General features: G+C 66.6%; 37 protein-coding genes and 1 pseudogene. 35 read left to right on the top strand and 3 right to left on the bottom strand.

Translation table 11 applies throughout. The features are described from left to right. Positions 1-141: 141 nt before the first annotated feature. The 30 genes and pseudogenes from IC63_RS04740 (at position 142) to IC63_RS04595 (ending at position 17,730) form a co-directional block, all read left to right on the top strand. Complete coding sequence (locus IC63_RS04740) at positions 142-1,083, top strand: DMT family transporter (protein WP_084115501.1); 942 nt, start codon at positions 142-144, stop codon at positions 1,081-1,083. Continuing rightward, the gene (locus IC63_RS04735; RefSeq protein WP_036717377.1) at positions 1,083-1,931 is read left to right on the top strand and encodes a putative rhamnosyl transferase; all 849 of its coding nucleotides are present in this window, start codon (positions 1,083-1,085) and stop codon (positions 1,929-1,931) included. The genes IC63_RS04740 and IC63_RS04735 overlap by 1 nt, the downstream gene beginning before the upstream one ends. Before the next feature lie 271 nt (positions 1,932-2,202). Beyond that, complete coding sequence (gene rpsL / locus IC63_RS04730; RefSeq protein ID WP_036707536.1) at positions 2,203-2,574, top strand: 30S ribosomal protein S12; 372 nt, start codon at positions 2,203-2,205, stop codon at positions 2,572-2,574. Between the two features lie 11 nt (positions 2,575-2,585). After that, positions 2,586-3,056 carry a 30S ribosomal protein S7 gene (gene rpsG / locus IC63_RS04725; protein ID WP_036717375.1) on the top strand — a complete coding sequence of 157 codons (471 nt, stop codon included), beginning with the start codon at positions 2,586-2,588 and terminating at the stop codon, positions 3,054-3,056. Between the two features lie 9 nt (positions 3,057-3,065). Next, positions 3,066-5,189 (top strand): elongation factor G, encoded by a 2,124-nt coding sequence (gene fusA, locus IC63_RS04720; RefSeq protein ID WP_036717374.1) that lies wholly within the window; start codon positions 3,066-3,068, stop codon positions 5,187-5,189. An 82-nt stretch (positions 5,190-5,271) separates the two neighbouring features. Then, positions 5,272-6,447 carry an elongation factor Tu gene (gene tuf / locus IC63_RS04715; protein WP_036717373.1) on the top strand — a complete coding sequence of 392 codons (1,176 nt, stop codon included), beginning with the start codon at positions 5,272-5,274 and terminating at the stop codon, positions 6,445-6,447. A 140-nt stretch (positions 6,448-6,587) separates the two neighbouring features. After that, entirely contained in the window at positions 6,588-6,833 is a 246-nt protein-coding gene (locus tag IC63_RS04710) for an AbrB/MazE/SpoVT family DNA-binding domain-containing protein (RefSeq protein WP_036717371.1), read from the top strand. Next, a complete protein-coding gene (gene mazF, locus IC63_RS04705) occupies positions 6,820-7,155 on the top strand; it encodes an endoribonuclease MazF (RefSeq protein ID WP_036717368.1) in 336 nt (111 codons plus the stop codon). The genes IC63_RS04710 and mazF overlap by 14 nt, the downstream gene beginning before the upstream one ends. 181 nt (positions 7,156-7,336) lie before the next feature. After that, positions 7,337-7,645, top strand: a complete 309-nt coding sequence (gene rpsJ / locus IC63_RS04700) for a 30S ribosomal protein S10 (protein WP_036717366.1) — start codon at positions 7,337-7,339, stop codon at positions 7,643-7,645. A 10-nt stretch (positions 7,646-7,655) separates the two neighbouring features. Then, positions 7,656-8,543, top strand: coding sequence for a 50S ribosomal protein L3 (gene rplC / locus IC63_RS04695; RefSeq protein WP_036717364.1), 888 nt, complete (start codon positions 7,656-7,658; stop codon positions 8,541-8,543). Beyond that, a complete protein-coding gene (gene rplD, locus IC63_RS04690; RefSeq protein WP_036717362.1) occupies positions 8,540-9,169 on the top strand; it encodes a 50S ribosomal protein L4 in 630 nt (209 codons plus the stop codon). Before rplC ends, rplD begins: the two co-directional genes overlap by 4 nt. 1 nt (position 9,170) lies before the next feature. After that, a complete protein-coding gene (locus IC63_RS04685) occupies positions 9,171-9,470 on the top strand; it encodes a 50S ribosomal protein L23 (RefSeq protein WP_036717360.1) in 300 nt (99 codons plus the stop codon). Positions 9,471-9,561: 91 nt separating this feature from the next. Next, positions 9,562-10,401, top strand: coding sequence for a 50S ribosomal protein L2 (gene rplB / locus IC63_RS04680; protein WP_036717358.1), 840 nt, complete (start codon positions 9,562-9,564; stop codon positions 10,399-10,401). A 3-nt stretch (positions 10,402-10,404) separates the two neighbouring features. Continuing rightward, positions 10,405-10,683, top strand: a complete 279-nt coding sequence (gene rpsS / locus IC63_RS04675) for a 30S ribosomal protein S19 (RefSeq protein ID WP_036717356.1) — start codon at positions 10,405-10,407, stop codon at positions 10,681-10,683. A gap of 5 nt (positions 10,684-10,688) precedes the next feature. Then, positions 10,689-11,066: pseudogene (rplV, locus tag IC63_RS04670) on the top strand (50S ribosomal protein L22); the annotation flags it as partial. Between the two features lie 104 nt (positions 11,067-11,170). Continuing rightward, the gene (rpsC, locus tag IC63_RS04665; protein WP_036717349.1) at positions 11,171-11,896 is read left to right on the top strand and encodes a 30S ribosomal protein S3; all 726 of its coding nucleotides are present in this window, start codon (positions 11,171-11,173) and stop codon (positions 11,894-11,896) included. Positions 11,897-11,909: 13 nt separating this feature from the next. Beyond that, entirely contained in the window at positions 11,910-12,323 is a 414-nt protein-coding gene (gene rplP / locus IC63_RS04660; RefSeq protein ID WP_036717346.1) for a 50S ribosomal protein L16, read from the top strand. A 134-nt stretch (positions 12,324-12,457) separates the two neighbouring features. Further along, positions 12,458-12,676: a hypothetical protein gene (locus IC63_RS18440; protein ID WP_198026252.1), complete on the top strand. Its 219-nt coding sequence runs from the start codon at positions 12,458-12,460 to the stop codon at positions 12,674-12,676. Positions 12,677-12,872: 196 nt separating this feature from the next. Continuing rightward, the gene (rpmC, locus tag IC63_RS04650; protein ID WP_036717342.1) at positions 12,873-13,079 is read left to right on the top strand and encodes a 50S ribosomal protein L29; all 207 of its coding nucleotides are present in this window, start codon (positions 12,873-12,875) and stop codon (positions 13,077-13,079) included. Between the two features lie 12 nt (positions 13,080-13,091). Next, complete coding sequence (gene rpsQ / locus IC63_RS04645; RefSeq protein ID WP_036717340.1) at positions 13,092-13,337, top strand: 30S ribosomal protein S17; 246 nt, start codon at positions 13,092-13,094, stop codon at positions 13,335-13,337. A gap of 87 nt (positions 13,338-13,424) precedes the next feature. Beyond that, positions 13,425-13,793 (top strand): 50S ribosomal protein L14, encoded by a 369-nt coding sequence (gene rplN, locus IC63_RS04640; protein WP_036717337.1) that lies wholly within the window; start codon positions 13,425-13,427, stop codon positions 13,791-13,793. Next, positions 13,793-14,098: a 50S ribosomal protein L24 gene (gene rplX / locus IC63_RS04635; RefSeq protein WP_036717334.1), complete on the top strand. Its 306-nt coding sequence runs from the start codon at positions 13,793-13,795 to the stop codon at positions 14,096-14,098. Before rplN ends, rplX begins: the two co-directional genes overlap by 1 nt. After that, a complete protein-coding gene (gene rplE / locus IC63_RS04630) occupies positions 14,098-14,658 on the top strand; it encodes a 50S ribosomal protein L5 (RefSeq protein ID WP_036717331.1) in 561 nt (186 codons plus the stop codon). The genes rplX and rplE overlap by 1 nt, the downstream gene beginning before the upstream one ends. 19 nt (positions 14,659-14,677) lie before the next feature. Next, positions 14,678-14,983, top strand: coding sequence for a 30S ribosomal protein S14 (rpsN, locus tag IC63_RS04625; protein ID WP_036717328.1), 306 nt, complete (start codon positions 14,678-14,680; stop codon positions 14,981-14,983). A gap of 10 nt (positions 14,984-14,993) precedes the next feature. Next, a complete protein-coding gene (rpsH, locus tag IC63_RS04620; protein ID WP_036717326.1) occupies positions 14,994-15,392 on the top strand; it encodes a 30S ribosomal protein S8 in 399 nt (132 codons plus the stop codon). 10 nt (positions 15,393-15,402) lie between these two features. Further along, entirely contained in the window at positions 15,403-15,936 is a 534-nt protein-coding gene (rplF, locus tag IC63_RS04615; RefSeq protein WP_036717441.1) for a 50S ribosomal protein L6, read from the top strand. A gap of 11 nt (positions 15,937-15,947) precedes the next feature. Beyond that, positions 15,948-16,307 (top strand): 50S ribosomal protein L18, encoded by a 360-nt coding sequence (gene rplR / locus IC63_RS04610; RefSeq protein ID WP_036717324.1) that lies wholly within the window; start codon positions 15,948-15,950, stop codon positions 16,305-16,307. A 111-nt stretch (positions 16,308-16,418) separates the two neighbouring features. Beyond that, the gene (rpsE, locus tag IC63_RS04605) at positions 16,419-17,030 is read left to right on the top strand and encodes a 30S ribosomal protein S5 (RefSeq protein WP_036703714.1); all 612 of its coding nucleotides are present in this window, start codon (positions 16,419-16,421) and stop codon (positions 17,028-17,030) included. A gap of 4 nt (positions 17,031-17,034) precedes the next feature. Beyond that, positions 17,035-17,220 carry a 50S ribosomal protein L30 gene (gene rpmD / locus IC63_RS04600; protein ID WP_036703711.1) on the top strand — a complete coding sequence of 62 codons (186 nt, stop codon included), beginning with the start codon at positions 17,035-17,037 and terminating at the stop codon, positions 17,218-17,220. Positions 17,221-17,442: 222 nt separating this feature from the next. Then, positions 17,443-17,730: an I78 family peptidase inhibitor gene (locus IC63_RS04595; RefSeq protein ID WP_036717321.1), complete on the top strand. Its 288-nt coding sequence runs from the start codon at positions 17,443-17,445 to the stop codon at positions 17,728-17,730. Positions 17,731-17,801: 71 nt separating this feature from the next. On the opposite strand, the gene IC63_RS04590 is transcribed toward IC63_RS04595, so the two are convergent. After that, positions 17,802-18,461: a peroxiredoxin gene (locus IC63_RS04590; RefSeq protein ID WP_036717319.1), complete on the bottom strand. Its 660-nt coding sequence runs from the start codon at positions 18,459-18,461 to the stop codon at positions 17,802-17,804. 206 nt (positions 18,462-18,667) lie between these two features. Here IC63_RS04590 and IC63_RS04585 point away from each other — a divergent pair, with 206 nt between their 5' ends. Continuing rightward, on the top strand, positions 18,668-20,119 hold the full coding sequence (locus IC63_RS04585; protein ID WP_036717317.1) for an aldehyde dehydrogenase family protein: 1,452 nt from the start codon (positions 18,668-18,670) through the stop codon (positions 20,117-20,119). Positions 20,120-20,177: 58 nt separating this feature from the next. On the opposite strand, the gene IC63_RS17900 is transcribed toward IC63_RS04585, so the two are convergent. Both IC63_RS17900 and IC63_RS04580 read right to left on the bottom strand, forming a co-directional pair. Beyond that, positions 20,178-20,339, bottom strand: a complete 162-nt coding sequence (locus IC63_RS17900) for a hypothetical protein (protein ID WP_156965354.1) — start codon at positions 20,337-20,339, stop codon at positions 20,178-20,180. Next, the gene (locus IC63_RS04580; protein ID WP_232222514.1) at positions 20,336-21,997 is read right to left on the bottom strand and encodes a long-chain fatty acid--CoA ligase; all 1,662 of its coding nucleotides are present in this window, start codon (positions 21,995-21,997) and stop codon (positions 20,336-20,338) included. Before IC63_RS04580 ends, IC63_RS17900 begins: the two co-directional genes overlap by 4 nt. Positions 21,998-22,193: 196 nt before the next feature. On the opposite strand from IC63_RS04580, the gene IC63_RS04575 reads away from it, so the two are divergent. The 4 genes from IC63_RS04575 to IC63_RS04560 are packed head-to-tail and all read left to right on the top strand — an operon-like array spanning position 22,194 to position 25,701. Continuing rightward, complete coding sequence (locus IC63_RS04575; RefSeq protein ID WP_198026251.1) at positions 22,194-23,225, top strand: substrate-binding domain-containing protein; 1,032 nt, start codon at positions 22,194-22,196, stop codon at positions 23,223-23,225. A 60-nt stretch (positions 23,226-23,285) separates the two neighbouring features. Next, the gene (locus IC63_RS04570; RefSeq protein WP_036717314.1) at positions 23,286-24,314 is read left to right on the top strand and encodes an ABC transporter permease; all 1,029 of its coding nucleotides are present in this window, start codon (positions 23,286-23,288) and stop codon (positions 24,312-24,314) included. Next, positions 24,311-25,084, top strand: a complete 774-nt coding sequence (locus IC63_RS04565) for an ATP-binding cassette domain-containing protein (RefSeq protein ID WP_036717312.1) — start codon at positions 24,311-24,313, stop codon at positions 25,082-25,084. Before IC63_RS04570 ends, IC63_RS04565 begins: the two co-directional genes overlap by 4 nt. Then, positions 25,081-25,701: a nucleoside/nucleotide kinase family protein gene (locus tag IC63_RS04560; RefSeq protein ID WP_232222509.1), complete on the top strand. Its 621-nt coding sequence runs from the start codon at positions 25,081-25,083 to the stop codon at positions 25,699-25,701. Before IC63_RS04565 ends, IC63_RS04560 begins: the two co-directional genes overlap by 4 nt. The last annotated feature ends 3 nt before the right edge of the window (positions 25,702-25,704 follow it).

Here is a 25,704-nt window from a genome sequence, read left to right as displayed (position 1 = left end):
TGATACCCTGACGACCAAAGGGCCCGGCAGCGATGCCGGGCCCTTTTTCATGGCCGGCGGGGGCCGCCGCGCGCCGCGCGGGCTTTCAAAGCCGGCGCGTCCGGGCTAGGGCGGCAGCAGCCCCCTTTGCCCCGAAATGCCATGCGCACGCCCCTTCTGTCCGTCAACCGCCGCGCCAAGCCGCGATCCGAGCCTCCGGCCCGGACCCGAGAGGGCGACAACCTGCGCGGTGCGGCGCTGATGGTGCTGTCCATGGCGGCGTTCGTCTGCAACGACGCGGCGATCAAGTTCGTGACCCAGACCCTGCCGCTGCCGCAGGCCGTGCTGCTGCGTGGGCTGGCGGTCACGGCGATGCTGTGGGTGCTGGCGCAGCGCGACGGCGGCGTGGACTGGTGGCCTCGCGATCCGCGCGACCGCCGGCTGCTGGCCTGGCGCGGGGTGGCCGAGGTCGCCTCGACCTTCCTCTATCTCATCGCGCTGCAGCACCTGGCGCTGGGGGACCTGTCGGCGATCATGCAGTCGCTGCCCCTGCTGGTGATGCTGGCCGCCGCGGTGGTGTTCCGCGAACGGCTGGGCTGGCGGCGGCTGACCGCCGTGGGGGTCGGCATGATCGGTGTACTGCTGATCCTGCGTCCCGGCAGCAGCGCCTTTTCGGTCTGGTCGCTGGTCGCCCTCGCCTCGGTCCTGCTGATCGTGGTGCGCGAGATTACCACGCGGGGCGTCTCGGTCGGGATGCGGTCCAGCACCATCGCCTTTTCGGCGGCGCTGTTCGTGACCGTGGCCGCCCCCTTCCTGCCCGCCGAGGGCGCCTGGCGCTGGCCGACCCGGGCCGAGTGGACCGGCCTTGCCATCGCGACGGGCTTCCTCGCCATCGGCTATCAGACGGCCGTCGCGGTGATGCGGGTGGGCGAGGTCGGGTTTGTCTCGCCCTTCCGCTATACCTCGCTGCTGTTCGCGATCGTGGTCGGGATGCTGGTGTTCGGCGAATGGCCCGACGCGTGGACCTGGGCCGGATCGGCGCTGGTCGTGGCGGCGGGGCTGTATTCGATCTGGCGCGAGACCCAGCTGCGGCAGGGGGCGTGATGCGCGCGCAGCTGCTAGGCCTCTGCCGGTTTTCCTATCTGGGCGGGCGCGGCTTTCAGGTCGAACACCAAAGCCTCGCCGAGCGCCGGGCGTTCCTTTATGACCCGGCGCGGCTGAAACGCCGCTGGGACTGGTTCCAGGCCGTGACGCTGCCCGGCCTGACGGCGCAGACCGACCCGGACTTTACGATGGTGGTGATGACCGGCCCGGACCTGCCGTCCCCCTGGCTGGACCGGCTGCACGCCCTGTCGGCCGCGCACCCCCAGATCCGCGTCGAACTGGTGCCGCCGATGGAGCACCACCGCGCCGCCTGCGCGGCCGCGATCCGGCCCCATATCGATCCCGGCGCGGCCTGGGTCGGGCAGTTCAAGCATGATGACGACGACGGGCTGGCCGTCGATTTCGTCCAGCGCGCCCGGCGCGACCTGCGGCTGGCGATGCCGATGCTGCGCCGCGACGGCCGCTCCTATTGCGACTACATGAAGGGCATCATCCTGAGGGCGACCGAAACCGGGGTCGAGGCCCTGCCGCGGCATGTCTATGTGACCGGCGTGGCGCTGGTCGTCTGGCAGCCGCCCGAGGCGCCGGAAACCTGCATCGACTTCGAACACTGGCGCATCGGCAGCCACATGAACGGGATCGCCGTGAACGACCGCCCGATGTTCGTCCGCGCGGTCCATCACGACAACGACTCCGGCGCGCTGGGGCCGAATTACCCGTGGACCGATCCGCCGGCAGACCTCGCCCCGATCCTCAAACGGCGCTTCGGCATCGACCTCGCGGCACTGGACGCCGCCGCGCGGACGGCGGCGCTGCCGGGGGCGGACCGGCCCAAGTGGGGGCGTTGAGCGCGACGCCGGGCCGGCCCCCTGCTGCCGTTGACTCGGGGGACGATTCTCCGTATAGGCCGCGGACCTGACGCGAAAGCGCCGGGGACCAGAACCTCTTTGATGGTCACGATCCGGGCCGAACCAGCCCCGATCCTCTGGAAATCCACCCGTCCATCCTCTGCCAAGGGGGTCGGATGGGTTTGGCGTTTCGCGATGGGCGCGAACCGCTGTCGAGAAGTGGCGCGCCATGCCCGGGCGCGAGTATCGCAAACGCAGGACGGGGAACCGAATGCCGACGATCCAGCAGCTGATCCGCAATCCGCGGCAGCCGAAGGTGCAGCGCTCCAAGTCGCAGCACCTGCAAGGAAACCCTCAGAAGCGCGGCGTCTGCACGCGCGTCTATACCACCACCCCGAAGAAGCCGAACTCGGCCATGCGGAAGGTCGCCAAGGTGCGCCTGACCAACGGTTTCGAGGTCATCAGCTATATTCCGGGTGAAAAGCACAACCTCCAGGAACACAGCGTCGTGCTGATCCGTGGCGGCCGGGTGAAGGACCTTCCGGGTGTGCGTTACCACATCCTGCGCGGCGTCCTGGACACCCAGGGTGTCAAAGACCGTCGTCAGCGTCGTTCGAAATACGGCGCCAAGCGTCCGAAGTGAGGGTTTGAGAGATGTCCCGTCGTCACGCCGCTGAAAAGCGCGAAGTCCTGCCCGACGCCAAGTATGGCGATCGCGTGCTGACCAAATTCATGAACAACCTGATGGTGGACGGCAAGAAATCCGTCGCCGAAAAGATCGTCTACAACGCGCTCGACCGCGTGCAGACCCGCCTCAAGCGCGAGCCGATCGAGGTCTTCCACGAAGCCCTCGACAACGTGAAGCCCTCGGTCGAGGTCCGCTCGCGCCGGGTCGGCGGCGCCACCTACCAGGTGCCGGTCGAAGTCCGCCCGATCCGTCGCGAGGCGCTGGGCATCCGCTGGCTGATCGACGCCGCCAAGAAGCGCAACGAGCACACCATGGAAGAGCGGCTCGCGGGCGAGCTGGCCGACGCGGTCAACAACCGCGGCACCGCGGTGAAGAAGCGCGAAGACACCCACAAGATGGCCGACGCCAACAAGGCGTTCAGCCACTATCGCTGGTAAGGAGCCATCATGGCACGCGAATACCCGCTGGAGCGGTACCGCAACTTCGGCATCATGGCCCACATCGATGCCGGCAAGACCACCACCACCGAACGGATCCTGTTCTACACCGGCAAGTCCCACAAGATCGGCGAAGTCCATGACGGCGCCGCGACGATGGACTGGATGGAACAGGAGGCAGAGCGCGGCATCACCATCACCTCGGCCGCGACCACGACCTTCTGGCAGCGCCACGTCGACCCGACCTTCGACGAGGATGTCGCGGCGCGTCACCGCTTCAACATCATCGACACCCCGGGCCACGTCGACTTCACCATCGAGGTCGAGCGGTCGCTGGCGGTGCTGGACGGCGCGATCTGCCTGCTGGACGCCAACGCCGGCGTCGAGCCGCAGACCGAGACCGTCTGGCGCCAGGCCGACCGCTACAAGGTCCCGCGGATCGTGTTCGTCAACAAGATGGACAAGATCGGCGCCGACTATTTCAAGTGCGTCGAGATGATCAAGTCCCGCACCGGCGGCACCCCCTGCCCGATCGTTCTGCCGATCGGCGCCGAGGACAAGCTGGAAGGCATCATCGACCTCGTGACCATGGAAGAATGGGTCTGGAAGGGCGAGGATCTGGGCGCCTCCTGGGTGCGCCAGCCGATCCGTGACGAGCTGAAGGATCTGGCCGACGAATGGCGCGGCAAGATGATCGAACTGGCCGTCGAGATGGACGACGACGCGATGGAGCAGTATCTCGAGGGCAACGAGCCCGACGAGGCGACCCTGCGGCAGCTGCTGCGCAAGGGCACGCTGTCGATGTCGTTCTTCCCGGTCCTGGCGGGTTCGGCCTTCAAGAACAAGGGTGTGCAGCCGCTGCTGAACGCGGTCATCGACTATCTGCCGGCGCCGACCGACGTGCCGACGCTGATGGGCTTCTCGCCCGACGACGAGACCGAAGAGCGCAACATCGCCCGCGAGGCCGATGATGCGGCGCCGTTCTCGGCGCTGGCGTTCAAGATCATGAACGACCCCTTCGTCGGCTCGCTTACCTTCACGCGGATCTATTCTGGCCAGCTCAAGAAGGGCGACCAGATGCTGAACTCGACCAAGGGCAAGCGCGAGCGCGTCGGCCGGATGATGGTGATGCACGCCATCAACCGCGAGGAGATCGAGGAAGCCTTTGCCGGCGACATCATCGCGCTGGCCGGTCTCAAGGAAACCACCACGGGTGACACGCTGTGCGACCCGGCCAAGCCGGTGGTCCTGGAAACCATGACCTTCCCCGAGCCGGTCATCGAGATCGCCGTCGAGCCCAAGTCCAAGGCCGACCAGGAAAAGATGGGCCTCGCCCTGCAGCGCCTGGCAGCCGAAGATCCGTCCTTCCGCGTCGAAACCGACATCGAGTCGGGCCAGACGATCATGAAGGGCATGGGCGAACTTCACCTCGACATTCTGGTCGACCGCATGAAGCGCGAGTTCAAGGTCGAGGCCAATATCGGCGCGCCGCAGGTGGCGTACCGCGAGACCATCTCGAACCCGGCCGAGATCGACTATACCCACAAGAAGCAGACCGGCGGCACGGGCCAGTTCGCCCGCGTCAAGCTGCAGATCGACCCGACCGAGCCGGGCGAGGGCTACTCGTTCGAATCCAAGATCGTCGGCGGCGCGGTGCCCAAGGAATACATCCCGGGCGTCGAAAAGGGCATCAAGTCGGTCATGGACTCGGGCCCGCTGGCGGGCTTCCCGGTGATCGACTTCAAGGTGGCGCTGATCGACGGTGCCTTCCATGATGTGGACTCCTCGGTGCTGGCGTTCGAGATCGCGTCCCGTGCGGCGATGCGCGAAGGTCTGAAGAAGGCCGGCGCCAAGCTGCTGGAACCGATCATGAAGGTCGAGGTCGTGACGCCGGAAGAATACACCGGCTCGATCATCGGCGACCTGACCTCGCGGCGCGGGATGGTGCGCGGCCAGGACAGCCGCGGCAACGCCAACGTCATCGACGCGATGGTGCCGCTGGCCAACATGTTCGGCTACATCAACAACCTGCGTTCGATGTCCTCGGGCCGCGCGGTGTTCACGATGCAGTTCGACCATTACGACGCCGTGCCGCAGAACATCTCGGACGAGATCCAGAAGAAATACGCCTGAGGCGGTGCGGGGCCAGCCCCGCACCCTGCCCTCCCCGTAGGGTGCGTGATCTCACGCACCGTCACTGAAAAGGAGCTTTGCAATGGCAAAGGCAAAATTCGAACGGACGAAACCGCACGTCAACATCGGGACGATCGGTCACGTTGACCACGGCAAGACGACGCTGACGGCTGCGATCACCAAGTATTTCGGTGAATTCAAGGCCTACGACCAGATCGACGGCGCGCCCGAGGAAAAGGCCCGCGGGATCACCATCTCGACGGCGCACGTGGAATACGAATCGGACAAGCGCCACTATGCGCATGTCGACTGCCCCGGCCACGCCGACTACGTGAAGAACATGATCACCGGCGCGGCGCAGATGGACGGCGCGATCCTCGTGGTGAACGCCGCCGACGGCCCGATGCCGCAGACCCGCGAACACATCCTGCTGGGCCGCCAGGTCGGCATCCCCTACATGGTCGTCTACCTGAACAAGGTCGACCAGGTGGATGACGAGGAGCTGCTGGAACTGGTCGAGATGGAAGTGCGCGAGCTTCTGTCGTCCTACGACTATCCCGGCGACGACATCCCGATCATCAAGGGCTCGGCCCTGGCTGCCATGGAGGGCCGCGATCCCGAGATCGGCGAGAACTCGATCCGCGCCCTGATCGCCGCGGTCGACGAGTACATCCCGACGCCCGAGCGGGCCATCGACCAGCCGTTCCTGATGCCGATCGAGGACGTGTTCTCGATCTCGGGCCGTGGCACGGTTGTGACGGGCCGGATCGAGCGTGGCGCGGTGAACGTGGGCGACGAGCTTGAGATCGTGGGCATCCGCGACACCAAGAAGACGACCTGCACGGGCGTCGAGATGTTCCGCAAGCTGCTGGACCGCGGCGAGGCGGGCGACAACATCGGCGCGCTGCTGCGCGGCGTGGACCGTGACGGTGTCGAGCGTGGCCAGGTGCTGTGCAAGCCCGGCTCGGTGAAGCCGCACACCAAGTTCGAGGCCGAGGCCTATATCCTGACCAAGGAAGAGGGCGGCCGCCACACGCCGTTCTTCGCGAACTACCGCCCGCAGTTCTACTTCCGGACCACGGACGTGACCGGGACCGTCAAGCTGCCGGAAGGCACCGAGATGGTGATGCCGGGCGACAACCTGAAGTTCGAGGTCGAGCTGATCGCGCCGATCGCGATGGAAGAGAAGCTGCGCTTCGCCATTCGCGAAGGCGGCCGCACCGTCGGCGCCGGCGTGGTGTCGAAGATCCTGGCTTGAGGTGAGCGGGCGGGGGGCGACCCTCGCCAGCGCATTAGGCTGAAGGCCCGTCCCGGAAGGGGCGGGCTTTTTTCTTGGTGCCAAAGGGATTGCAATCGTGCGGCGTTGGGTGTATCTACATTGTAGAAACGGAGCCGCGCATGCAGATCATGGTCAAGAAATGGGGGAACAGCGCCGCGGTGCGGATTCCCGCCGCCCTGATGGATGCCGCCGGGCTGATGGTCGATCAGCCTGTGCAACTGCGCGAAGAAGCAGGCCGACTGATTATCGAGCCGGTGGTCCGGTCAGCCGAATATGACCTGTCCGAACTGCTCGGCCAGATCACCGAACATAATCGCCACGACGCCGTGGACCTGGGCGAGGCGGTCGGTCTTGAAACCTTCTGACCCGGTCCTCGACGCCGGGGATATCGTCTGGCTTCAGTTCTCGCCGCAAGCGGGGCATGAGCAGGCCGGCCATCGGCCTGCCGTCGTCCTTACCCCGGCCAGTTATAACCGCCACGGCCTGATGCTGTGCTGTCCGCTGACGACGCGTGCCAAGGGCTATCCCTTCGAGGTCGCGCTGGGGGATGATCGCGGCAGCGTCGCCCTGGCCGATCAGGTCAAGTCCGTCGATTGGAAGGCCCGTGCGGCTGAGCGGAAGGGCAGGGTGACGGGCACGGCTCTGGCCGAAATCAGGGCAAAGGCTCGCGCCCTGATCGGTGGTTGACACCCCGCCGCCCGCCCGCCATAAGCCCCCATCGCCGTCGCTGATACCGAATCGACAGCGCCCGCCAAGGCCGCCCGCCAAGGGGGCGGCCTTGCGGTTTTTATACTGCCAGGTCCGATGCTGGCCCCGCGTGGTGCGTGGTCAGCCTCTCGACTGAAATCCCCGAAAGAGGGATGCTTTGATGCAAAGCCAGACCATCCGTATCCGGCTCAAGGCGTTCGACTATCGCGTGCTGGACGCCAGCACCGCCGAGATCGTCAACACCGCCAAGCGCACCGGCGCTCAGGTCCGCGGCCCGATCCCGCTGCCGAACAAGATCGAGAAATTCACCGTTCTGCGCGGCCCGCACATCGACAAGAAATCCCGCGACCAGTGGGAGATCCGGACCCACAAGCGCCTGCTGGACATCGTCGATCCGACCCCGCAGACCGTGGACGCCCTGATGAAGCTCGACCTCGCCGCCGGCGTGGACGTCGAGATCAAGGTCTGAGGGGGCGACCATGCTGCGTACTGGTGTTATCGCCAAGAAACTGGGCATGACCCGTCTGTTCCTCGAGGACGGACGGCAGGTGCCGGTGACCGTGCTGCAACTCGACAACCTCCAGGTCGTCGCGCAGCGCACCAATGAGACCGACGGCTACGTCGCCGTCCAACTGGGCGCGGGCGAGGCCAAGGCCAAGCGCGTGTCGGCGCCGATGCGTGGCCATTTCGCCAAGGCGAACGTGGCCCCGAAGAAGAAGATCGTCGAGTTCCGCGTCGCCGAGGAAAACCTCATCCCGGTCGGCGAAGAAATCATCGCCGCCCATTACTTTGCCGGTCAGTTCGTGGACATCGCGGGCACCTCGATCGGTAAGGGCTTCGCGGGTGCGATGAAGCGGCACAACTTCGGCGGTCTGCGCGCCTCGCACGGCGTGTCGATCAGCCACCGCTCGCACGGCTCGACCGGCCAGTGCCAGGACCCCGGCAAGGTGTTCAAGGGCAAGAAGATGGCCGGCCACATGGGTGCGGTGCGCGTCACCACCCAGAACCTGCAGATCGTCAAGACCGACGCCGACCGTGGCCTGATCATGGTCAAGGGTTCGGTGCCGGGCTCGAAGGGCGGCTGGGTCACGATCAAGGACGCGGTGAAGAAGCCGATGTCCGACGCGACCATTTATCCGGCCGCGCTGCGCTCGGCCGAGCGTGAAGCCAAGCGCCTGGCCGAGGAAGCCGCCGCCGCGGCCGCCGCCGAGGAAGAAGCCGCGCGTCTCGCCGCGGCCGAAGCCGAAGCCGCCGCGCAGGAAGCCGCGCTGGCCGAGGCTGCCGCGTCGATCGAGGCCGACAAGGCCGCGGCCGATCCGAACGCCGACGCCGCCCCCGAAGCCCCCGAAGGAGACGAGAGCAAATGAAACTCGACGTGATCTCGCTCGCCTCCGGCAAGGCCGGGGACATCGAGCTGGCCGACGACATCTTCGGCCTCGAGCCGCGGGCGGACATCCTGCACCGCGTGGTCCGCTGGCAGCGCGCCAAGGCGCAACAGGGCACCCACGCGACGCTGGGCAAGTCCGACGTCAGCTATTCGACCAAGAAGATCTATCGTCAGAAGGGCACCGGCGGCGCACGCCACGGGTCCCGCAAGGCGCCGATCTTCCGCAAGGGCGGCGTCTACAAGGGCCCGACCCCGCGGTCGCACGCCTTCGATCTGCCCAAGAAGGTCCGCGCTCTGGGCCTGCGCCACGCCCTGTCGGCGAAAGCCTCGCGCGGCAAGCTGGTGATCCTGGACAGCCTGGACCTGGCCGAAGCCAAGACCTCGGCGGTCGCCAAGGCGGTCAAGGAAAACGGCTGGAAGCGGGTGCTGGTGATCGACGGGGCCGAGGTGAACGAGAACTTCGCCCGTGCCGCCCGCAACCTGGACGGCGTGGATGTCCTGCCCTCGATGGGCGCCAACGTCTATGACATCCTCAAGCGCGACACCCTGGTGATCACGCGCGCTGGTGTCGAGGCTCTGGAAGCCCGCCTGGGCAAAGGTGCATGAGATGAGCGCGAAACCTGAACATTACGACGTGATCCGCAAGCCGATCATCACCGAAAAGGCCACGATGGCGGGCGAACTGTCCAATGCCGTGACCTTCGAGGTGGCGAAGTCGGCCAGCAAGCCGGAAATCAAGGCGGCTGTCGAGGCGCTGTTCAACGTCAAGGTCAAGGCGGTGAACACCGTCGTGACCAAGGGCAAGGTCAAGCGTTTCCGCGGCCGCCCCGGCCTCCGCTCGGACGTCAAGAAGGCCTATGTGATGCTCGAGGCTGGCAACAGCATCGACGTCAACACCGGCCTCTGATCCCAAGGGGGGCGGTCCCGGCGACGGGCCCGCCCTTCGGCAATTCGACTGAAACGGACCTTTGGTCCAAGGCAAACGGAAGACAGAAACCATGGCACTCAAGTCGTACAAACCGACGACGCCTGGCCAGCGCGGGCTGGTACTGATCGACCGTTCGGAGCTTTGGAAAGGCCGCCCCGTCAAGACCCTCACCGTGGGTCTGACCAAGACGGGCGGACGGAACAACACCGGACGGATCACGATGTGGCACAAGGGCGGCGGAGCCAAGCGGCTTTACCGCATCGTCGATTTCCGCCGCACCAAGTTCGACGTGCCGGCGACGGTCGAGCGGATCGAATACGATCCCAACCGCACCGCCTTCATCGCGCTGGTGAAATACGAGGACGGCGAGCAGGCCTATATCCTGGCGCCGCAGCGTCTGGCGGTCGGCGACAAGGTCGTCGCCTCGCAGAAGGCCGACATCAAGCCGGGCAACGCGATGCCGTTCTCGGGCATGCCGATCGGCACGATTGTCCACAACGTCGAGCTGAAGCCCGGCAAGGGCGGCCAGCTGGCCCGTTCGGCCGGCACCTACGCGCAGTTCGTCGGCCGTGACGGCGGCTACGCGCAGATCCGCCTGTCCTCGGGCGAGCTGCGTCTGGTCCGCCAGGAATGCATGGCGACCATCGGCGCGGTGTCGAACCCCGACCACTCGAACCAGAACCTCGGCAAGGCCGGGCGCAAGCGGCACATGGGCGTCCGCCCGACCGTCCGCGGCGTCGCGATGAACCCGATCGACCACCCGCATGGCGGTGGCGAGGGCCGGACCTCGGGCGGCCGTCACCCGGTGACGCCGTGGGGCAAGCCGACCAAGGGCAAGCGCACCCGTTCCAACAAGTCGACCGACAAGTACATCCTGCGGTCGCGCCACGCCAAGAAAAAGGGGCGTTAATCCATGGCACGTTCTATCTGGAAGGGCCCCTTCGTCGACGCCTACGTCCTGAAAAAGGCCGAAAAGGCACGCGACTCGGGTCGCTCGGACGTCATCAAGATCTGGTCGCGCCGCTCGACCATCCTGCCGCAGTTCGTCGGCCTGACCTTCGGCGTCTATAACGGGCAGAAGCACATTCCGGTCAACGTGACCGAGGAAATGATCGGCCAGAAGTTCGGTGAGTACTCGCCGACCCGGACCTATTACGGTCACGCGGCCGACAAGAAAGCGAAAAGGAAGTAATCGTCATGGGTAAGGAACAAAATCCGCGCCGCGTGGCGGACAACGAGGCGATGGCGAAGACCAAGATGCTTCGCACGTCGCCGCAGAAGCTGAACCTGGTGGCCGCGATGATCCGCGGCAAGAAGGTGGACAAGGCCCTGGCCGACCTGACTTTCTCCAAGCGCCGCATCGCCGGCGACGTCAAGAAATGCCTGCAGTCCGCGATCGCCAACGCTGAAAACAACCACAACCTGGACGTGGACAGCCTGATCGTGGCCGAAGCCTGGGTCGGCAAGAACATGGTGTTGAAGCGCGGCCGGCCGCGGGCGCGTGGCCGGTTCGGCAAGATCATGAAGCCGTTCTCGGAAATCACCATCACGGTGCGCGAGATCGACGTCGCTGCCGCCGAGGCTGCCAAGAAGGCGGCCCGGACGCAGAAGCGCACGGCCTCGAACCGTCAGGCGGAAGCCACCACCACCCCCGAAGCCGCTGCCGAGGAGCTCGCGTAATGGGTCAGAAGGTCAACCCCATCGGGATGCGCCTGCAGGTCAACCGGACCTGGGACAGCCGCTGGTTCGCCGACAGCAAGGACTACGGCAACCTGCTGCTCGAGGATCTCAAGATCCGCGAGTTCATCCACGAGGAAGCCAAGCAGGCCGGCGTCAGCCGCGTCATCATCGAGCGTCCGCACAAGAAGTGCCGGGTGACGATCCATGCCGCCCGCCCGGGCGTCATCATCGGCCGCAAGGGCGCCGACATCGAGACGCTGCGCAAGAAGCTGGCAAACTTCACCGACTCGGAACTGCACCTCAACATCGTCGAGGTCCGCAAGCCCGAGCTGGACGCCCAGCTGGTCGCTGAATCCATCGCCCAGCAGCTGGAACGCCGGGTCTCGTTCCGCCGCGCCATGAAGCGCGCGGTGCAGAACGCGATGCGGATGGGTGCGCTGGGGATCCGCGTGAACGTCGCCGGCCGCCTGGGCGGCGCCGAGATCGCCCGGACCGAATGGTACCGCGAGGGCCGGGTGCCGCTGCACACCCTGCGCGCCGACATCGACTATGCGCTGTCGGAGGCCTCGACCCCGTATGGGATCATCGGCGTCAAGGTGTGGATCTTCAAGGGCGAGATCATGGAACACGACCCGCAGGCGCGGGACCGCAAGGCCGTCGAGGCCCAGGAAGGTCCGTCGCCTCGCGGTCCGCGCCGCGATCGCGACGATCGCCACGCGCGCTGAGGAGTAAGGAAGAATGCTGCAACCAAAACGGACCAAGTTCCGCAAACAGCACAAGGGCCGCATCCACGGCGAGGCGAAGGGCGGGTTCAACCTGAACTTCGGCTCGTACGCCCTGAAGGCGACCGAACCCGAGCGCGTCACCGCGCGCCAGATCGAGGCGGCCCGCCGCGCGATCACCCGCCACATGAAGCGTCAGGGCCGGGTCTGGATCCGGATTTTCCCGGACGTTCCGGTCTCGTCCAAGCCTACCGAAGTGCGGATGGGTAAAGGCAAGGGCTCGGTCGATTTCTGGGCCGCCCGCGTCCATCCCGGCCGGATCATGTTCGAGATCGACGGCGTCGAGGACGACATTGCCCGCGAGGCCCTTCGCCTTGGCGCGCAGAAGCTGCCGGTGCTGACCCGGATCGTGCATCGCGAAGATTGGTAAATCTCGCGCCGCCTGCCACAATGACCCCGCCGGAAACGGCGGGGTCATTTCGTTAGAGGGGGCGGATGGTCGAGGCACCGAGGCAGCTGAGCGGCGGTAAGCCGCGGATTCCCAAGGGCTAGGGCTTGGGCCCCGTGCAGGCCTGGATCGCCGTCGCGCCTGGCTGGAAATCGGCGCTAGCGGCGCGGATCGACGCCGTGATCGCGGCTGCGGTGCCGGGGGTTGAGCGGGCGGTCAAGTGGAACTCGCGCTGGCCGGCGGATAACCGAAACACGATCTTCCCCTTCAAGGTCAGCCGGTCCCGTGCGCAGATCGCATCGACTGAACCGAGACATAACATTCCGCAACTCTGACCCTGCGTCAGCTTCGGCTGGCTATGGCCGGGACGGGTCTCGGCGGGTCGAAACCGGACCCGCTAAGGGCTACGGCACAAAGGGGTTGCCTTGGGCGGGGTTTCGGCCTATGAAGCTGCCTTCATCTCGAACTCCACCGGGAATCAGGGTCTCCCTGCGCGTCAGGGGCCTTCCGGTGATGTTGAAAGGAAACGGCATGAAAGCCGCTGAACTGAAAGACAAGTCGCCCGAACAGCTGCGCGAGCAGCTGGTCGCGCTGAAGAAAGAGGCGTTCAACCTGCGCTTTCAGCAGGCCACGGGCCAGATCGAATCGACCGCCCGCATGCGCGCCGTTCGCAAGGATGTCGCCCGCGTGCTGACCGTGATGAACCAGAAAGCCGCCGACGCGGCCGCGTCGAACTAAAGGGGCTTTCAGATGCCGAAGCGTATCCTTCAGGGTAAAGTGACCAGCGACAAGAACGAGCAGACCATCACGGTCCTCGTCGAACGCCGCTTCAAGCACCCGCTGCTGCACAAGACCGTGCGGTCGTCCAAGAAATACCGGGCGCACGATGCGGACAACCAGTTCAAGGTCGGCGACACCGTGCGCATCATCGAATGCGCGCCGATCTCGAAAACCAAGCGCTGGACCGTCCTGACGGACGAGACCGCGCAAGCGTGACGGCCTGCGGGCCGCAGGACGGCCCGCTGACATATCGAAACCCTGGGGCCGGGCCTGCATCCGGTCCCCAAAGGTCGGGAGCATATCATGATCCAGATGCAGACCAACCTGGATGTGGCTGACAACTCCGGCGCGCGCCGGGTGCAGTGCATCAAGGTTCTGGGCGGATCGCACCGTCGCTATGCGTCGGTCGGCGACATCATCGTCGTCTCCGTCAAGGAAGCCATTCCGCGTGGCCGCGTGAAGAAGGGCGACGTCCGCAAGGCCGTCGTCGTGCGCACCGCGAAGGAAGTGAAGCGCGAGGACGGCACCTCGATCCGCTTTGACGCCAACGCCGCCGTCATCCTGAACAACCAGGGCGAGCCGGTCGGGACCCGTATCTTCGGGCCGGTCGTGCGCGAGCTGCGCGCCAAGAACTTCATGAAGATCATCTCGCTTGCGCCGGAGGTGCTGTGATGGCCGCCAAGCTGAAAAAGGGTGACACCGTCGTCGTGCTGACCGGCAAGGACAAGGGCAAGACGGGCGAAATCACGGCCGTCTTCCCCAAGGACAACAAGGCCACCGTGGACGGCGTGAACATCGCGCTGCGCCACACCCGCCAGTCGCAGACCTCGCAGGGCGGCCGGGTTCCCAAGACCATGCCGATCGACCTGTCGAACCTGGCACTGACCGACAAGAACGGCAAACCGACCCGCGTCGGCTTCCGCATGGAAGACGGCAAGAAGGTCCGTTTCGCCAAGACCACGGGGGACGTGATCTGATGCTGGACGACGCGAAATACACGCCCCGGCTCAAGTCGGTCTATCAGGACCAGATCCGCGCGGCGCTCAGGGAAGAATTCGGCTACAAGAACGACATGCAGATCCCGCGTCTGGACAAGATCGTCCTGAACATGGGCGTCGGCGAAGCCGTCAAGGACACCAAGAAGGTCAAGCAGGCGTCGGAAGAGCTGTCCCAGATCGCCGGCCAGAGGGCCGTCATCACCCACGCCAAGAAGTCGATCGCCGGCTTCCGCGTGCGTGAGGAGATGCCGCTGGGCACCAAGGTGACCCTGCGCGGCGACCGGATGTACGAATTCCTGGACCGCCTGATCAACATCGCGCTGCCCCGCGTCCGCGACTTCCGCGGCGTCAAGGGCACCTCGTTCGATGGCCGCGGCAACTATGCCATGGGCCTGAAAGAGCACATCGTGTTCCCGGAGATCAACTTCGACAAGGTCGACGAAGTTCTGGGCATGGACATCATCATCGCGACCACGGCGAAGACCGACGCCGAAGCCAAGGCGCTGTTGAAGCACTTCAACATGCCCTTCAACAGCTGATCGCGCGAGGAAAACCGATATGGCCAAGAAATCCATGATCGAACGTCAGAAGAAGCGCGAGCGGATGGTGGCGAAATACGCCGCCAAGCGCGCTGCGCTGAACGACGTCATCAACGACCAGTCCAAGCCGATGGAAGAGCGGTTCAAGGCGACGCTGAAGCTCGCCGAACTGCCGCGCAACTCGTCGGCCACCCGCCTGCGCAACCGCTGCGAGCTGACCGGGCGCCCGCGCGCCTATTACCGCAAGCTGAAACTGTCGCGGATCATGCTGCGCGAGCTGGGCTCGTTCGGCCAGATCCCCGGCATGGTGAAATCGAGCTGGTAAGGGGGCACAGATGTCGATGAACGATCCGCTCGGCGATATGCTGACCCGCATCCGCAACGCGCAGATGCGCGGGAAATCCACCGTCCGCACGCCGGCCAGCAAGCTGCGCGCCTGGGTCCTGGACGTGCTCAAGGCCGAGGGCTACATCCGCGGCTATGAGCAGGTGACGACCGACGCCGGTCACACCGAGCTGGAAATCTCGCTGAAATACTTTGAAGGTGCTCCGGTCATCCGCGAGCTGGCCCGGGTGTCCAAACCCGGCCGCCGCGTCTATGCCGGCGCCAAGGAACTGCCCTCGGTCCGCAACGGCCTGGGCGTGTCCATCGTCTCGACGCCGAAAGGCGTGATGTCGGACGCAGCGGCTCGCAACGCCAATGTCGGCGGCGAAGTCCTCTGCACCGTGTTCTAAGGGGGGCATGATGTCTCGTATTGGCAAGAAGCCGGTCGAACTGCCCTCGGGCGTCACGGCCGAAATCAAGGGCCAGACCATCTCGGTCAAGGGTCCGAAAGGCACCCGGTCGTTCACCGCGACCGACGACGTGGACCTGGTCCTGGACGGCACCACCGTCACGGTCAAGCCGCGCGGCCTCAGCAAGCGCGCCCGCCAGCAATGGGGGATGTCGCGGTCGATGGTGGCGAACCTCGTCACCGGCGTGACCGAGGGGTTCAAGCGCGAGCTGGAAATCCAGGGTGTCGGCTACCGGGCGAACATGCAGGGCAAGACCCTGAAGCTGTCGCTCGGCTATTCGCACGACGTGAACTTCGAGGCTCCGGAAGGCGTCACGGTCAATGCGCCCAAGCAGACCGAGATCGTCGTCGAGGGCATCGACCAGCAAGCCGTCGGCCAGACCGCCGCGAACATCCGCGAGTGGAAGAAGCCCGAGCCCTACAAGGGCAAAGGCATCCGCTACAAGGGTGAGCAGGTCTTCCGCAAGGAAGGCAAGAAGAAGTAAGGATCACGCACATGGCACTGAACAAACGAGAGCTGTTCCAGAAGCGCCGTCTGCGCGTCCGGAACAAACTGCGCGAGATGGCGAACGGCCGTCCGCGCCTGTCCGTCCACCGTTCGTCCAAGAACATCAGCGTCCAGCTGATCGACGACGCGAACGGGGTGACGCTGGCCTCTGCCTCGACCCTGGAAAAGGATCTGGGCGTCGTCGGCAAGAACAACGTCGAGGCGGCCGCCAAGATCGGCGCCGCGATCGCGGAACGCGCCAAGGCCAAGGGCGTCGAAGAGGTCGTGTTCGACCGCGGCGGCTTCCTGTTCCACGGGAAGATCAAGGCGTTGGCCGACGCGGCCCGCGAAGCTGGTCTGCGGTTCTGATGCTGCGGGCGGCGGTCACGCCGCCCCGATGATCCGGGGGCTGCCGGTCGCGGCGGTCCACCTGGATCGGTTTTAACGGGCGCGGACGCGCCGGATGAAAAGGAATGCCGCATGGCAGAACGTGAACAGCGCCGGGATCGTCGCGACGACCGCCGCCGCGAGGAAGAAACCCCCGAATTTGCCGACCGCCTGGTCGCGATCAACCGCGTGTCCAAGACCGTCAAGGGCGGCAAGCGCTTCGGCTTTGCCGCGCTCGTGGTGGTCGGCGACCAGCGCGGCCGCGTCGGCTTCGGCAAGGGCAAGGCCAAGGAAGTGCCCGAGGCGATCCGCAAGGCCACCGAACAGGCCAAGCGCAGCCTGATCCGCGTGCCGCTGCGCGATGGCCGCACGCTGCACCACGACGTCGAGGGCCGCCACGGCGCCGGAAAGGTCGTGATGCGCACCGCCGTTCCCGGGACCGGCATCATCGCCGGCGGTCCGATGCGCGCCGTGTTCGAGATGCTGGGCGTGCAGGACGTCGTGGCCAAGTCGCTGGGGTCGCAGAACCCCTACAACATGATCCGCGCCACGATCGACGGTCTCAAGGCCGAGGCGTCGCCCCGGTCCGTGGCCAGCCGCCGCGGCAAGAAGGTCGCCGAGATCCTGCCGTCGCAGGACCGCGCGCCGGAAACCCAGCAGGGCACGGACGCGACCGTGACCTCGGCGCAACTGCAGGAGGCCTGATCCGATGGCAACCATCGTCGTCAAGCAGATCGGCTCGCCGATCCGCCGCCCCAAGGAACAGCGCGCGACGCTGAAGGGCCTGGGGCTGAACAAGATGCACCGCACCCGCGAGCTTGAGGATACTCCCTCGATCCGCGGCATGGTGAACGCGATCCCGCACCTAGTGCAGATCGTCGAAGAAAAGGCCTGATCCCCTCGGGATCGATGAACAGAGGGCCGGGGCAACCCGGCCCTTTTTCATGTCGCGCTCGGGTGAGGGCATAGGGGCGGAGAGGTGGCCGCCCTCGCACGCATTACCGATGGCGACATCCGACGCTCGCGGCCATGTGTCTGGCCGGCAAGGGGAAAGGCGGAACTGGGGGCGGGCAATCGTGGTTGCCGCGGCATAATCCCAGCGACCAAGGAGCCTGCCATGCGCCTTCCCCTGATCCTTGCCGCTGTCGGTGGCGCGACGCTGCTCGCCGCCTGCCAGCCGATCCCGCCCTCGACCACCGTCGTCGTCACCCCGCCGGCCAGCGAATGCATCGCCTACCGCTTCCAACAGTTCGTCGGCCAGAAGTCGCCCGCCATCACCGTCCCGGCCGGCACCGAGGTGCGCCACTACCGCACCGGCGACTCCGTCACGATGGACCTGAACCCGTCGCGGCTGAACTTCGAATACGACCGCACCGGCAAGCTGGTGAAGGTCTCCTGCGGCTGACGCGCGCCAGGGTCTGAAACGGAAAACGCCCCGGATCGCTCCGGGGCGTTCGCATTTCGGTCGTCCGTCAGTCAGGCGCGTTCGGGCTGCTTGACGAAACGCAGATAGGGCAGCTTCTTGTCGACCTTGCCGAACTTGGCCTCGGCCTGTTCGTCCGACAGCGACAGCGCCGCGATCACGTCCTGGCCGGGGACCCAGTTGGCGGGGGTCGCGATCGGCACCCCGTCGGTCGCCTGCACCGCGTCCAGCGCCCGCAGGATCTCGGCGAAGTTGCGGCCCACCGACATCGGATAGGTCATCATCAGCCGCACCTTCTTGTCCGGCCCGATGATATAGACCGTCCGCACCGTGGCGCTGTCATTGGCGGTGCGGCCGTCGGGCATATAGGCGTCGGCGGGCAGCATGTCATACAGCTTGGCGACCTTCAGGTCGGTGTCGTCGACGATGGCGAAATTGGCCGGGGTGCCGGCGAACGCCTCGATGTCCCGCTTCCACTTGCGGTGCTCGTCGGCGCTGTCCACCGACACGCCCAGCACCTTGGTCTTGCGCTTTTCCCATTCCGGCGCCAGCTGCGCCACTGCCCCGAACTCGGTCGTGCAGACCGGGGTGAAGTCCTTGGGGTGGCTGAAGATGATGCCGTAACTGTCGCCCAGCCAGTCGTGAAAACGGATTTCCCCGTCAGAGGTGTCGGCGGTGAAGTCGGGCGCGGTGTCGTTGATCCGCAGGGCCATGTGGCAGCTCCTTCGCAGCGTTGACGTTGCAGGGAACATAAGGGTGCGCACGCCGATTGCCAGCCCCCGCCAGCCTGCGCGCGAAAGCCGCGGGTGCCGTCAGAACGTCGGCCGCGCCGGTCGGATCGCCCGGTTCTCCGGCCTTGCGTCGGCGCAGGGGCGGTGAAACTCTGTTCACCAAATCCAACCTGATTGGGGGAGCGGCCATGGCCGATCTGGCAGACAAGCGGAAACTTTATATCGACGGCGCCTGGGTCGATCCGGCCCAGCCGAACGATCTCGAGGTGATCGACCCCACGACCGAGGAACCCGTCGCGGTGATCTCGATCGGCGGCCAGGCCGACACCGACCGCGCTGTGGCCGCGGCCAAGGCGGCGTTCCCGGCCTGGTCGGCGACGCCCTCGGCCGAGCGGCTGAAGCATGTCGAGCGCATTTTGGAAATCTACAAGCGCCGCAACGACGACATCGCCGCCGCGATGACGACCGAGATGGGCGCGCCCACTGACATGTCGCGCGAGGACCAGGCCGGGTCGGGGTCGTTCCACATCGAGACCTTCATCGACAGCTTCAAGGACTTCGAGTTCATCCGCCCGCTGGGCGACCATGCGCCCACCAGCATGGTGGCGTGGGAACCGATCGGTGTCGTGGGTCTCGTCACGCCGTGGAACTGGCCCATGAACCAGGTCACGCTCAAGGTCATTCCGGCGATCCTGGCCGGCAACACCGTCGTGCTGAAGCCGTCCGAGATCGCGCCGCTGTCCTCGATGGTCTTTGCCGAGGTGCTGGACGAGGCCGGGCTGCCCAAGGGCGTCTTCAACCTGGTGAACGGCGACGGGCCGGGCGTCGGGACGCAGCTGTCCACCCACCCGGACGTCGAGATGATCAGCTTCACCGGCTCGACCCGGGCCGGGATCGCGATCACCAAGGCCGCCGCCGACACGGTCAAGAAGGTCGCGCTGGAGCTGGGCGGCAAGGGCGCCAACATCGTCTTTGCCGATGCCGACGAGAAGGCGGTGGAACGGGGCACGCGGCACGTGTTCTACAACTCGGGCCAGTCCTGCAACGCGCCGACCCGGATGCTGGTCGAGCGCGGCGCCTATGACAAGGCGATCGAGGCCGCCCGCAAGGTGGCCGAGGAAACCCGCGTCGGCAGCGCGCACGAGGCCGGCAAGCATATCGGCCCGGTGGTCAGCAAGCAGCAGTGGGACAAGATCCAGGACCTGATCCAGCAGGGCATCGACGAGGGCGCGCGCCTGGTGGCCGGCGGCCCCGGCCTGCCCGAGGGCGTCAACCGCGGCTATTTCGTCCGGCCCACGGTCTTTGCCGACGTGACCAACGACATGACCATCGCCCGGCAGGAAATCTTTGGCCCGGTGCTGTCGATCATCCCCTTCGACACCGAGGAGGAGGCGGTCCGGATCGCCAACGACACGATCTATGGCCTGACCAACTATGTCCAGACGCAGGACGGGGCGCGCCGCAACCGGCTGGCCCGGCAGCTGCGCTCGGGCATGGTCGAGATGAACGGCGTCAGCCGTGGCCGCGGCTCGGCCTTTGGCGGCGTCAAGGCCTCGGGGCGGGCCCGCGAGGGCGGCGTCTGGGGTCTCGAGGAGTTCATGGATTCCAAGCAGATCTCGGGCTGGGACCAGGACGCCTGAGACTCCGTCCCGGGAACGGAAAAGGGGGCGGTCGCCAGCGCGGCCGCCCCCTTTTTCGTCAGATCATCAGGATCGCCAGCACCGCCACCGACAGCATCCCCACCGTCAGCAGCCGGAACACGGTCGGGTTCGCCGTCACCTCGGCCCGGCGCAGGTTCCACAAGGCCGCCACGGTGGCGATCAGCAGCGCCGCCGCCTTGACCAGCCCGGCCTCGGTCACGCCTCGGAGGTCCCGGCGGCGGCCTTTTCGGCCTCGATCTCGGCCATGGCGTCGTCCCACAGCACGTTGCCGTGCGCCGCGCGCAACGTCGCCTTGACGACCTTGCCGGTGGCGCCCAGCGGCAGCGTGTCGACAAAGACCACCCGGTCGGGCTTTTGCCAGCGCGGCACCTTGCCGTCATAGAAGGCCAGCAGCTCCTCCTCGGTCAGGTCGGATTGCGGGCGTTTCTGGCAGCAGATCACCGGGCGTTCGTCCCATTTCGGGTGCCGCGCGGCGATGGCGGCGGCATTGGCGACCTTGGGATGCGACACTGCGATGTTTTCCAGATCGACGGTCGAGATCCACTCGCCGCCCGACTTGATGATGTCCTTGGAGCGGTCGCGGATCACCATGTAGCCGTCCGGGTCGATGGTTGAGATGTCGCCGGTGTCGAACCATCCGTCATAGGTCAGCGCGGGCTTTTCCTGGCCGAAATAGGTGTGGACGATCCAGTGGCCGCGGACCTGCAATTCGCCCTCGGTCACGCCGTCTTCGGGCAGGACGCGGCCTTCCGAATCGACGATGCGCAGTTCCACGCCGAAGACGGGCCGGCCCTGGCCGTTGGCGATCCGGTCCTGCTCCTCGAAGGGCAGTGCGCGGTGCTTGGCCAGCGGCGCGTTCATCGTCGCCAGCGGGCTGGTCTCGGTCATCCCCCACGCCTGCACCAGTTCCACCCCGTGCCGGTCGCGGAACGCCGCCCGCATCGAGGGCGGCATCGCCGACCCGCCGACGATGGTGCGGCGCAGGCTTTCGGGTTTCAGCCCGGTGGTTTCCAGCGCGTTCAGCAGCCCCAGCCAGATCGTCGGCACCCCGGCCGCCACGGTGACCTTTTCGTCCACGATCAGATGCGCGAGGCTTTCGCCGTCCAGCCGCGGGCCCGGCAGGATCAGCCGCGACCCCACGGCGGCGGCGGCATAGGGGATGCCCCAAGCGTTGACGTGGAACATCGGCACCACCGGCATCACCGAATCCGCCCCGCTGATCGCCAGCCCGTCCGGGTTGTTGGCGAACACCGCGTGAAAGATCGTCGAGCGGTGGGAATACAGCACCCCCTTGGGGTCCCCGGTCGTCCCCGAGGTATAGCACAGCGACGAGGGCGCGTTCTCGTCCAGCGCCTCCCACGGCGCGGCCGGGTCGCCCTCGGCCAGCAGCTCGTCGTGGAACAGCAGGCCCGGGATCGCCGCGGCGGCCTCGTCGTCCCGGGCGCCCAGCATGACGATGCCGCGGATACTGGGCATCTGGTCGCGCAGCCCGGCGATGACCGGCACGAAGGTCTTTTCGATGAACAGCATCCGGTCCGAGGCGTGGTTCACGATATAGACCAGCTGGTCCGGGGCGAGCCGGGGGTTCAGCGTGTGGCATACCATGCCCATACCGGGGACGCCGAAATACAGTTCCAGATGCCGGCGGTTGTTCCAGGCAAGCGTCCCGATGCGGTCGCCCGGCTCCATCCCGCGCGCGCGCAGGGCCGATCCGACGCGGTGAGCGTTGGCGCCGACCTGGCCCCAGCTGGTGCGTTCGAACCCGCCCTCGGTCAGCGCCGACACGATCTCGGTATCGGCATGATAGCGCGCGGCATGGTCGATCAGCGCCCCGATCGACAGCGGCTGATGCATCATCTGGCCAAGAAGCACGGTCTGTTCCCTTTCGCTTGCGTCTTGCATTGCATGTTCGCTGGTGGCGGGTGCTGCTGCAAGTGCGCTCGCGCACGCGGGACGCCCCCGGGGGGGCGCCCGCGACATCGTTGACAAGCCCCGGCGCCTGGCATTTCTTTGCCGCAGTCAAGGCGCGCCACATGACGCGCGAACAGGGGGAATGAGACACATGAAACGTGCAAGGCTCGGCGGGCTGGCGGCGATGGCGCTGACCGCCTCGACGCTGGCGGCGGCGGCGCAGGACCCGGTAAAGGCCTGCGTCATCACCAAGACCGACATCAACCCGTTCTTCGTCAAGGTGAAGGAAGGGGCCGAGGCCAAGGGCAAGGAGCTTGGCGTCGAGATCATGGCCTATGCCGGCAAGATCGACGGCGACCACGAAACCCAGCAGCAGGCGATGGAAAGCTGCATCGCGGCGGGGGTCAAGGGCATCCTGCTGATCGCCTCGGACCCCAAGGCGATCGTGTCGTCGGTCGAACAGGCCAAGGCGCAGGGCATCCTGGTGATTGCGCTGGACACGCCGCTGGAACCGGCGAACGCCGCCGACGCGACCTTTGCCACCGACAACTACGAGGCCGGCCGCCTGATCGGCGCCTGGGCCAAGGGCACGCTGGGCGACGCGGCCAAGGACGCCCACATCGCCATGCTGAACATCAACGCGACCCAGCCCTCGGTCGACGTGCTGCGCAACCAGGGCTTCGTCGAGGGCTTCGGCATGGACCCCAAGGACAAGTCCAAATACGGCGACGAGGATGATCCCCGCATCGTCGGGCAGGAATACACAGACGGCAACGAGGAAGGCGGCCGCCGCGCGATGGAGGCGATCTTCCAGCGCGACCCGGCGATCAACGTCGTCCACACGATCAACGAACCCGCCGCCGCAGGCGCCTACGAGGCGCTCAAGTCGTTCGGCAAGCAGGACGGCGTGACCATCGTGTCCGTCGATGGCGGCTGCCCGGGCGTCCAGAATGTCAAGGAGGGCGTGATCGGCGCCACCGCCCAGCAATACCCCAAGAAGATGGCCGAGATGGGCATCGAGGCGATCGCCGCCTTCGCCAAGGACGGCACCAAGCCCGCCGCCACCGAGGGCAAGGACTTCGTCGATACCGGCGTTCAGCTGGTCACCGACAAGCCGGTCGAGGGCGTGCCGTCGATCACCTCGGACGAAGGGCTGAAGCTCTGCTGGGGCTGATCCCCTGACGACGCCGGGCGGACCCCGCGGGGTCCGCCCCCCAACCCCCGGGGGGCCCCCATGACCCAGACCACGCCCGACGCGGTCGCGCAGTTCGAACATCGCCGGACGGCGCTGGAATCGCTGCAGCATTTCCTGCACCGCTTTCCGACGATGGTCCCGATCCTGGTGCTGATCGTGTCGGTGATCGGCTTTGGCCTGATCGCGAACAACTTCCTGTCGCCCTTCAACCTGTCGCTGATCCTGCAGCAGGTCGCGGTCGTGGGCACGCTTGCCGCCGCGCAAAGCCTGGTCATCCTGACCGCCGGCATCGACCTGTCGGTGGGCGCTGTGATGGTGCTGTCCACCGTGGTCATGGGCAAGCTGGCCGTGGACATGGGGGTGCCCGCACCGCTGGCCATCATCGCCGGCTTCCTGTGCGGGGTAGCGACCGGCTGGGTCAACGGCACGCTGGTCACCCGGCTGCGGCTGCCGCCCTTCATCACCACGCTGGGGACGTGGAACATCTTCATCGCGCTGGTCTATAACCTGTCCGGGCGCAACACGATCCGCAGCCAGGACATCGACGCCAACGCGCCGCTGCTCAAGCTGTTCGGCAACAACTTCCAGCTTGGCGGCTTCGTCATCACCTGGGGCGTGCTGCTGATGTTGGCGGTGTTCGCCGTCCTGTACGTGGCGCTGAACATGACCGCCTGGGGCAAGCGCGTCTACGCGGTGGGCGACGACGCCGAGGCCGCAGCGCTGGCCGGCATCCGGGTCAACCGCATCCTGCTGTCGGTCTACATGGTGGCGGGGCTGATCTGCGGGCTGGCGGCCTGGTCGGCGATCGGCCGGGTCGGCTCGGTCAGCCCGACCTCGTTCGCGGAATCGAACCTCGAATCGATCACCGCGGTGGTGATCGGCGGCATCTCGCTGTTCGGCGGGCGCGGCTCGATCATGGGGCCGCTGATCGGGGCGATCATCGTCGGCGTGTTCAATTCGGGCCTGCGGCTGATGGGCGTGGATGTGCTGTGGCAGCTGTTCGCGACCGGCTGGCTCATCATCCTGGCCGTCGCCGTGGACCAGTGGATCAGGAAGATCTCCTCATGACCCAGATTGTGCTGGAAGGCCGCGGCCTGACCAAACGCTATGGCCGCGTGACCGCGCTGAACGGCGCAGATTTCGACCTGCGCGCGGGCGAAATCTTGGCGGTGATCGGCGACAACGGCGCCGGCAAGTCGACGCTCATCAAGGCGCTGTCCGGCGCCATCCAGCCCGACGAGGGCGAGATGCTGCTGGACGGCAAGCCGGTGCGCTTCGCCAACCCGCTCGAGGCGCGGCAGGCGGGGATCGAGACGGTCTATCAGACGCTCGCCCTGTCGCCGGCGCTGTCGATTTCCGACAACATGTTCATGGGGCGCGAGATCCGCCGCGATGACCTGCTGGGGCGCTGGTTCGGGATCCTCGACCGCGCCAGGATGGACCGGATCGCCCGCGAAAAGCTGACCGAGCTGGGGCTGATGACGATCCAGAACATCGGCCAGCAGGTCGAGACCCTCTCCGGCGGCCAGCGGCAGGGGATCGCGGTCGCGCGCGCCGCGGCCTTCGGGTCCAAGGTGGTGATTCTGGACGAACCGACCGCCGCGCTGGGGGTCAAGGAAAGCGGCCGGGTGCTGGACCTGGTCCTGGACGTGCGTTCGCGCGGGCTGCCCATCGTGCTGATTTCCCACAACATGCCGCATGTGTTCGAGATCGCCGACCGCATCCACATCCACCGGCTGGGCCGCCGGCTGGCGGTGATCGATCCCAAGGCGCATTCGATGTCGGACGCAGTGGCCTACATGACCGGCGCCAAGCTGCCTGAAGGCATCGCCGCGTGACCCCCGGCCCCTGGGCCGCGGCGATCGCCGGCCCCTTGGGCGCAGCCATCGCCGCGCTGCCCGCCGGGCGGCGGCATCTGGTCGCGCTCGCCGGGCCGCCGGGCGCAGGCAAGTCGACGCTGGCCGAACAGGCCGCGGGGCATTTCCCCGGCGCCACGGTGCTGCCGATGGACGGCTATCACCTCGACAACCGCCTGCTGGCCGAACGCGGGCTGCTGGACCGCAAGGGCAGCCCGCCCAGCTTTGACGCGGCCGGCTTCCTGTCGCTGCTGCGCCGGCTGAGCACCGAGCCCGAGGTGATTCACCCGCTGTTCGACCGTGACCGCGACCTGTCGATTGCCGGGGCCGGCCGGGTCGGACCCGAGCACCGGCTGGTGCTGGTCGAGGGCAACTATCTGCTGCTCGACCAGCCGGTCTGGCGCGACCTGCGCCCGCTGTTCAGCCTGACCGTCATGGTCAGCGCCCCGCGCGATGTACTGGCTGACCGGCTGCGCGACCGTTGGCAGGTGCTGGGCCGGGACGAGGCCGCCATCGCCCGACACCTGGACAACGACCTGGCCAATCTGGACCTGGTGCTGAGCGACTCGGTGCCGGCGGACCTGACTCTGAGCAGCTGAATC

This window comes from Paracoccus sphaerophysae (assembly GCF_000763805.1).
Lineage (GTDB): Bacteria > Pseudomonadota > Alphaproteobacteria > Rhodobacterales > Rhodobacteraceae > Paracoccus > Paracoccus sphaerophysae.
The sequence above is the reverse complement of the archived record's forward strand: the minus strand, read 5'-3'. Positions and strand labels throughout refer to the sequence as shown.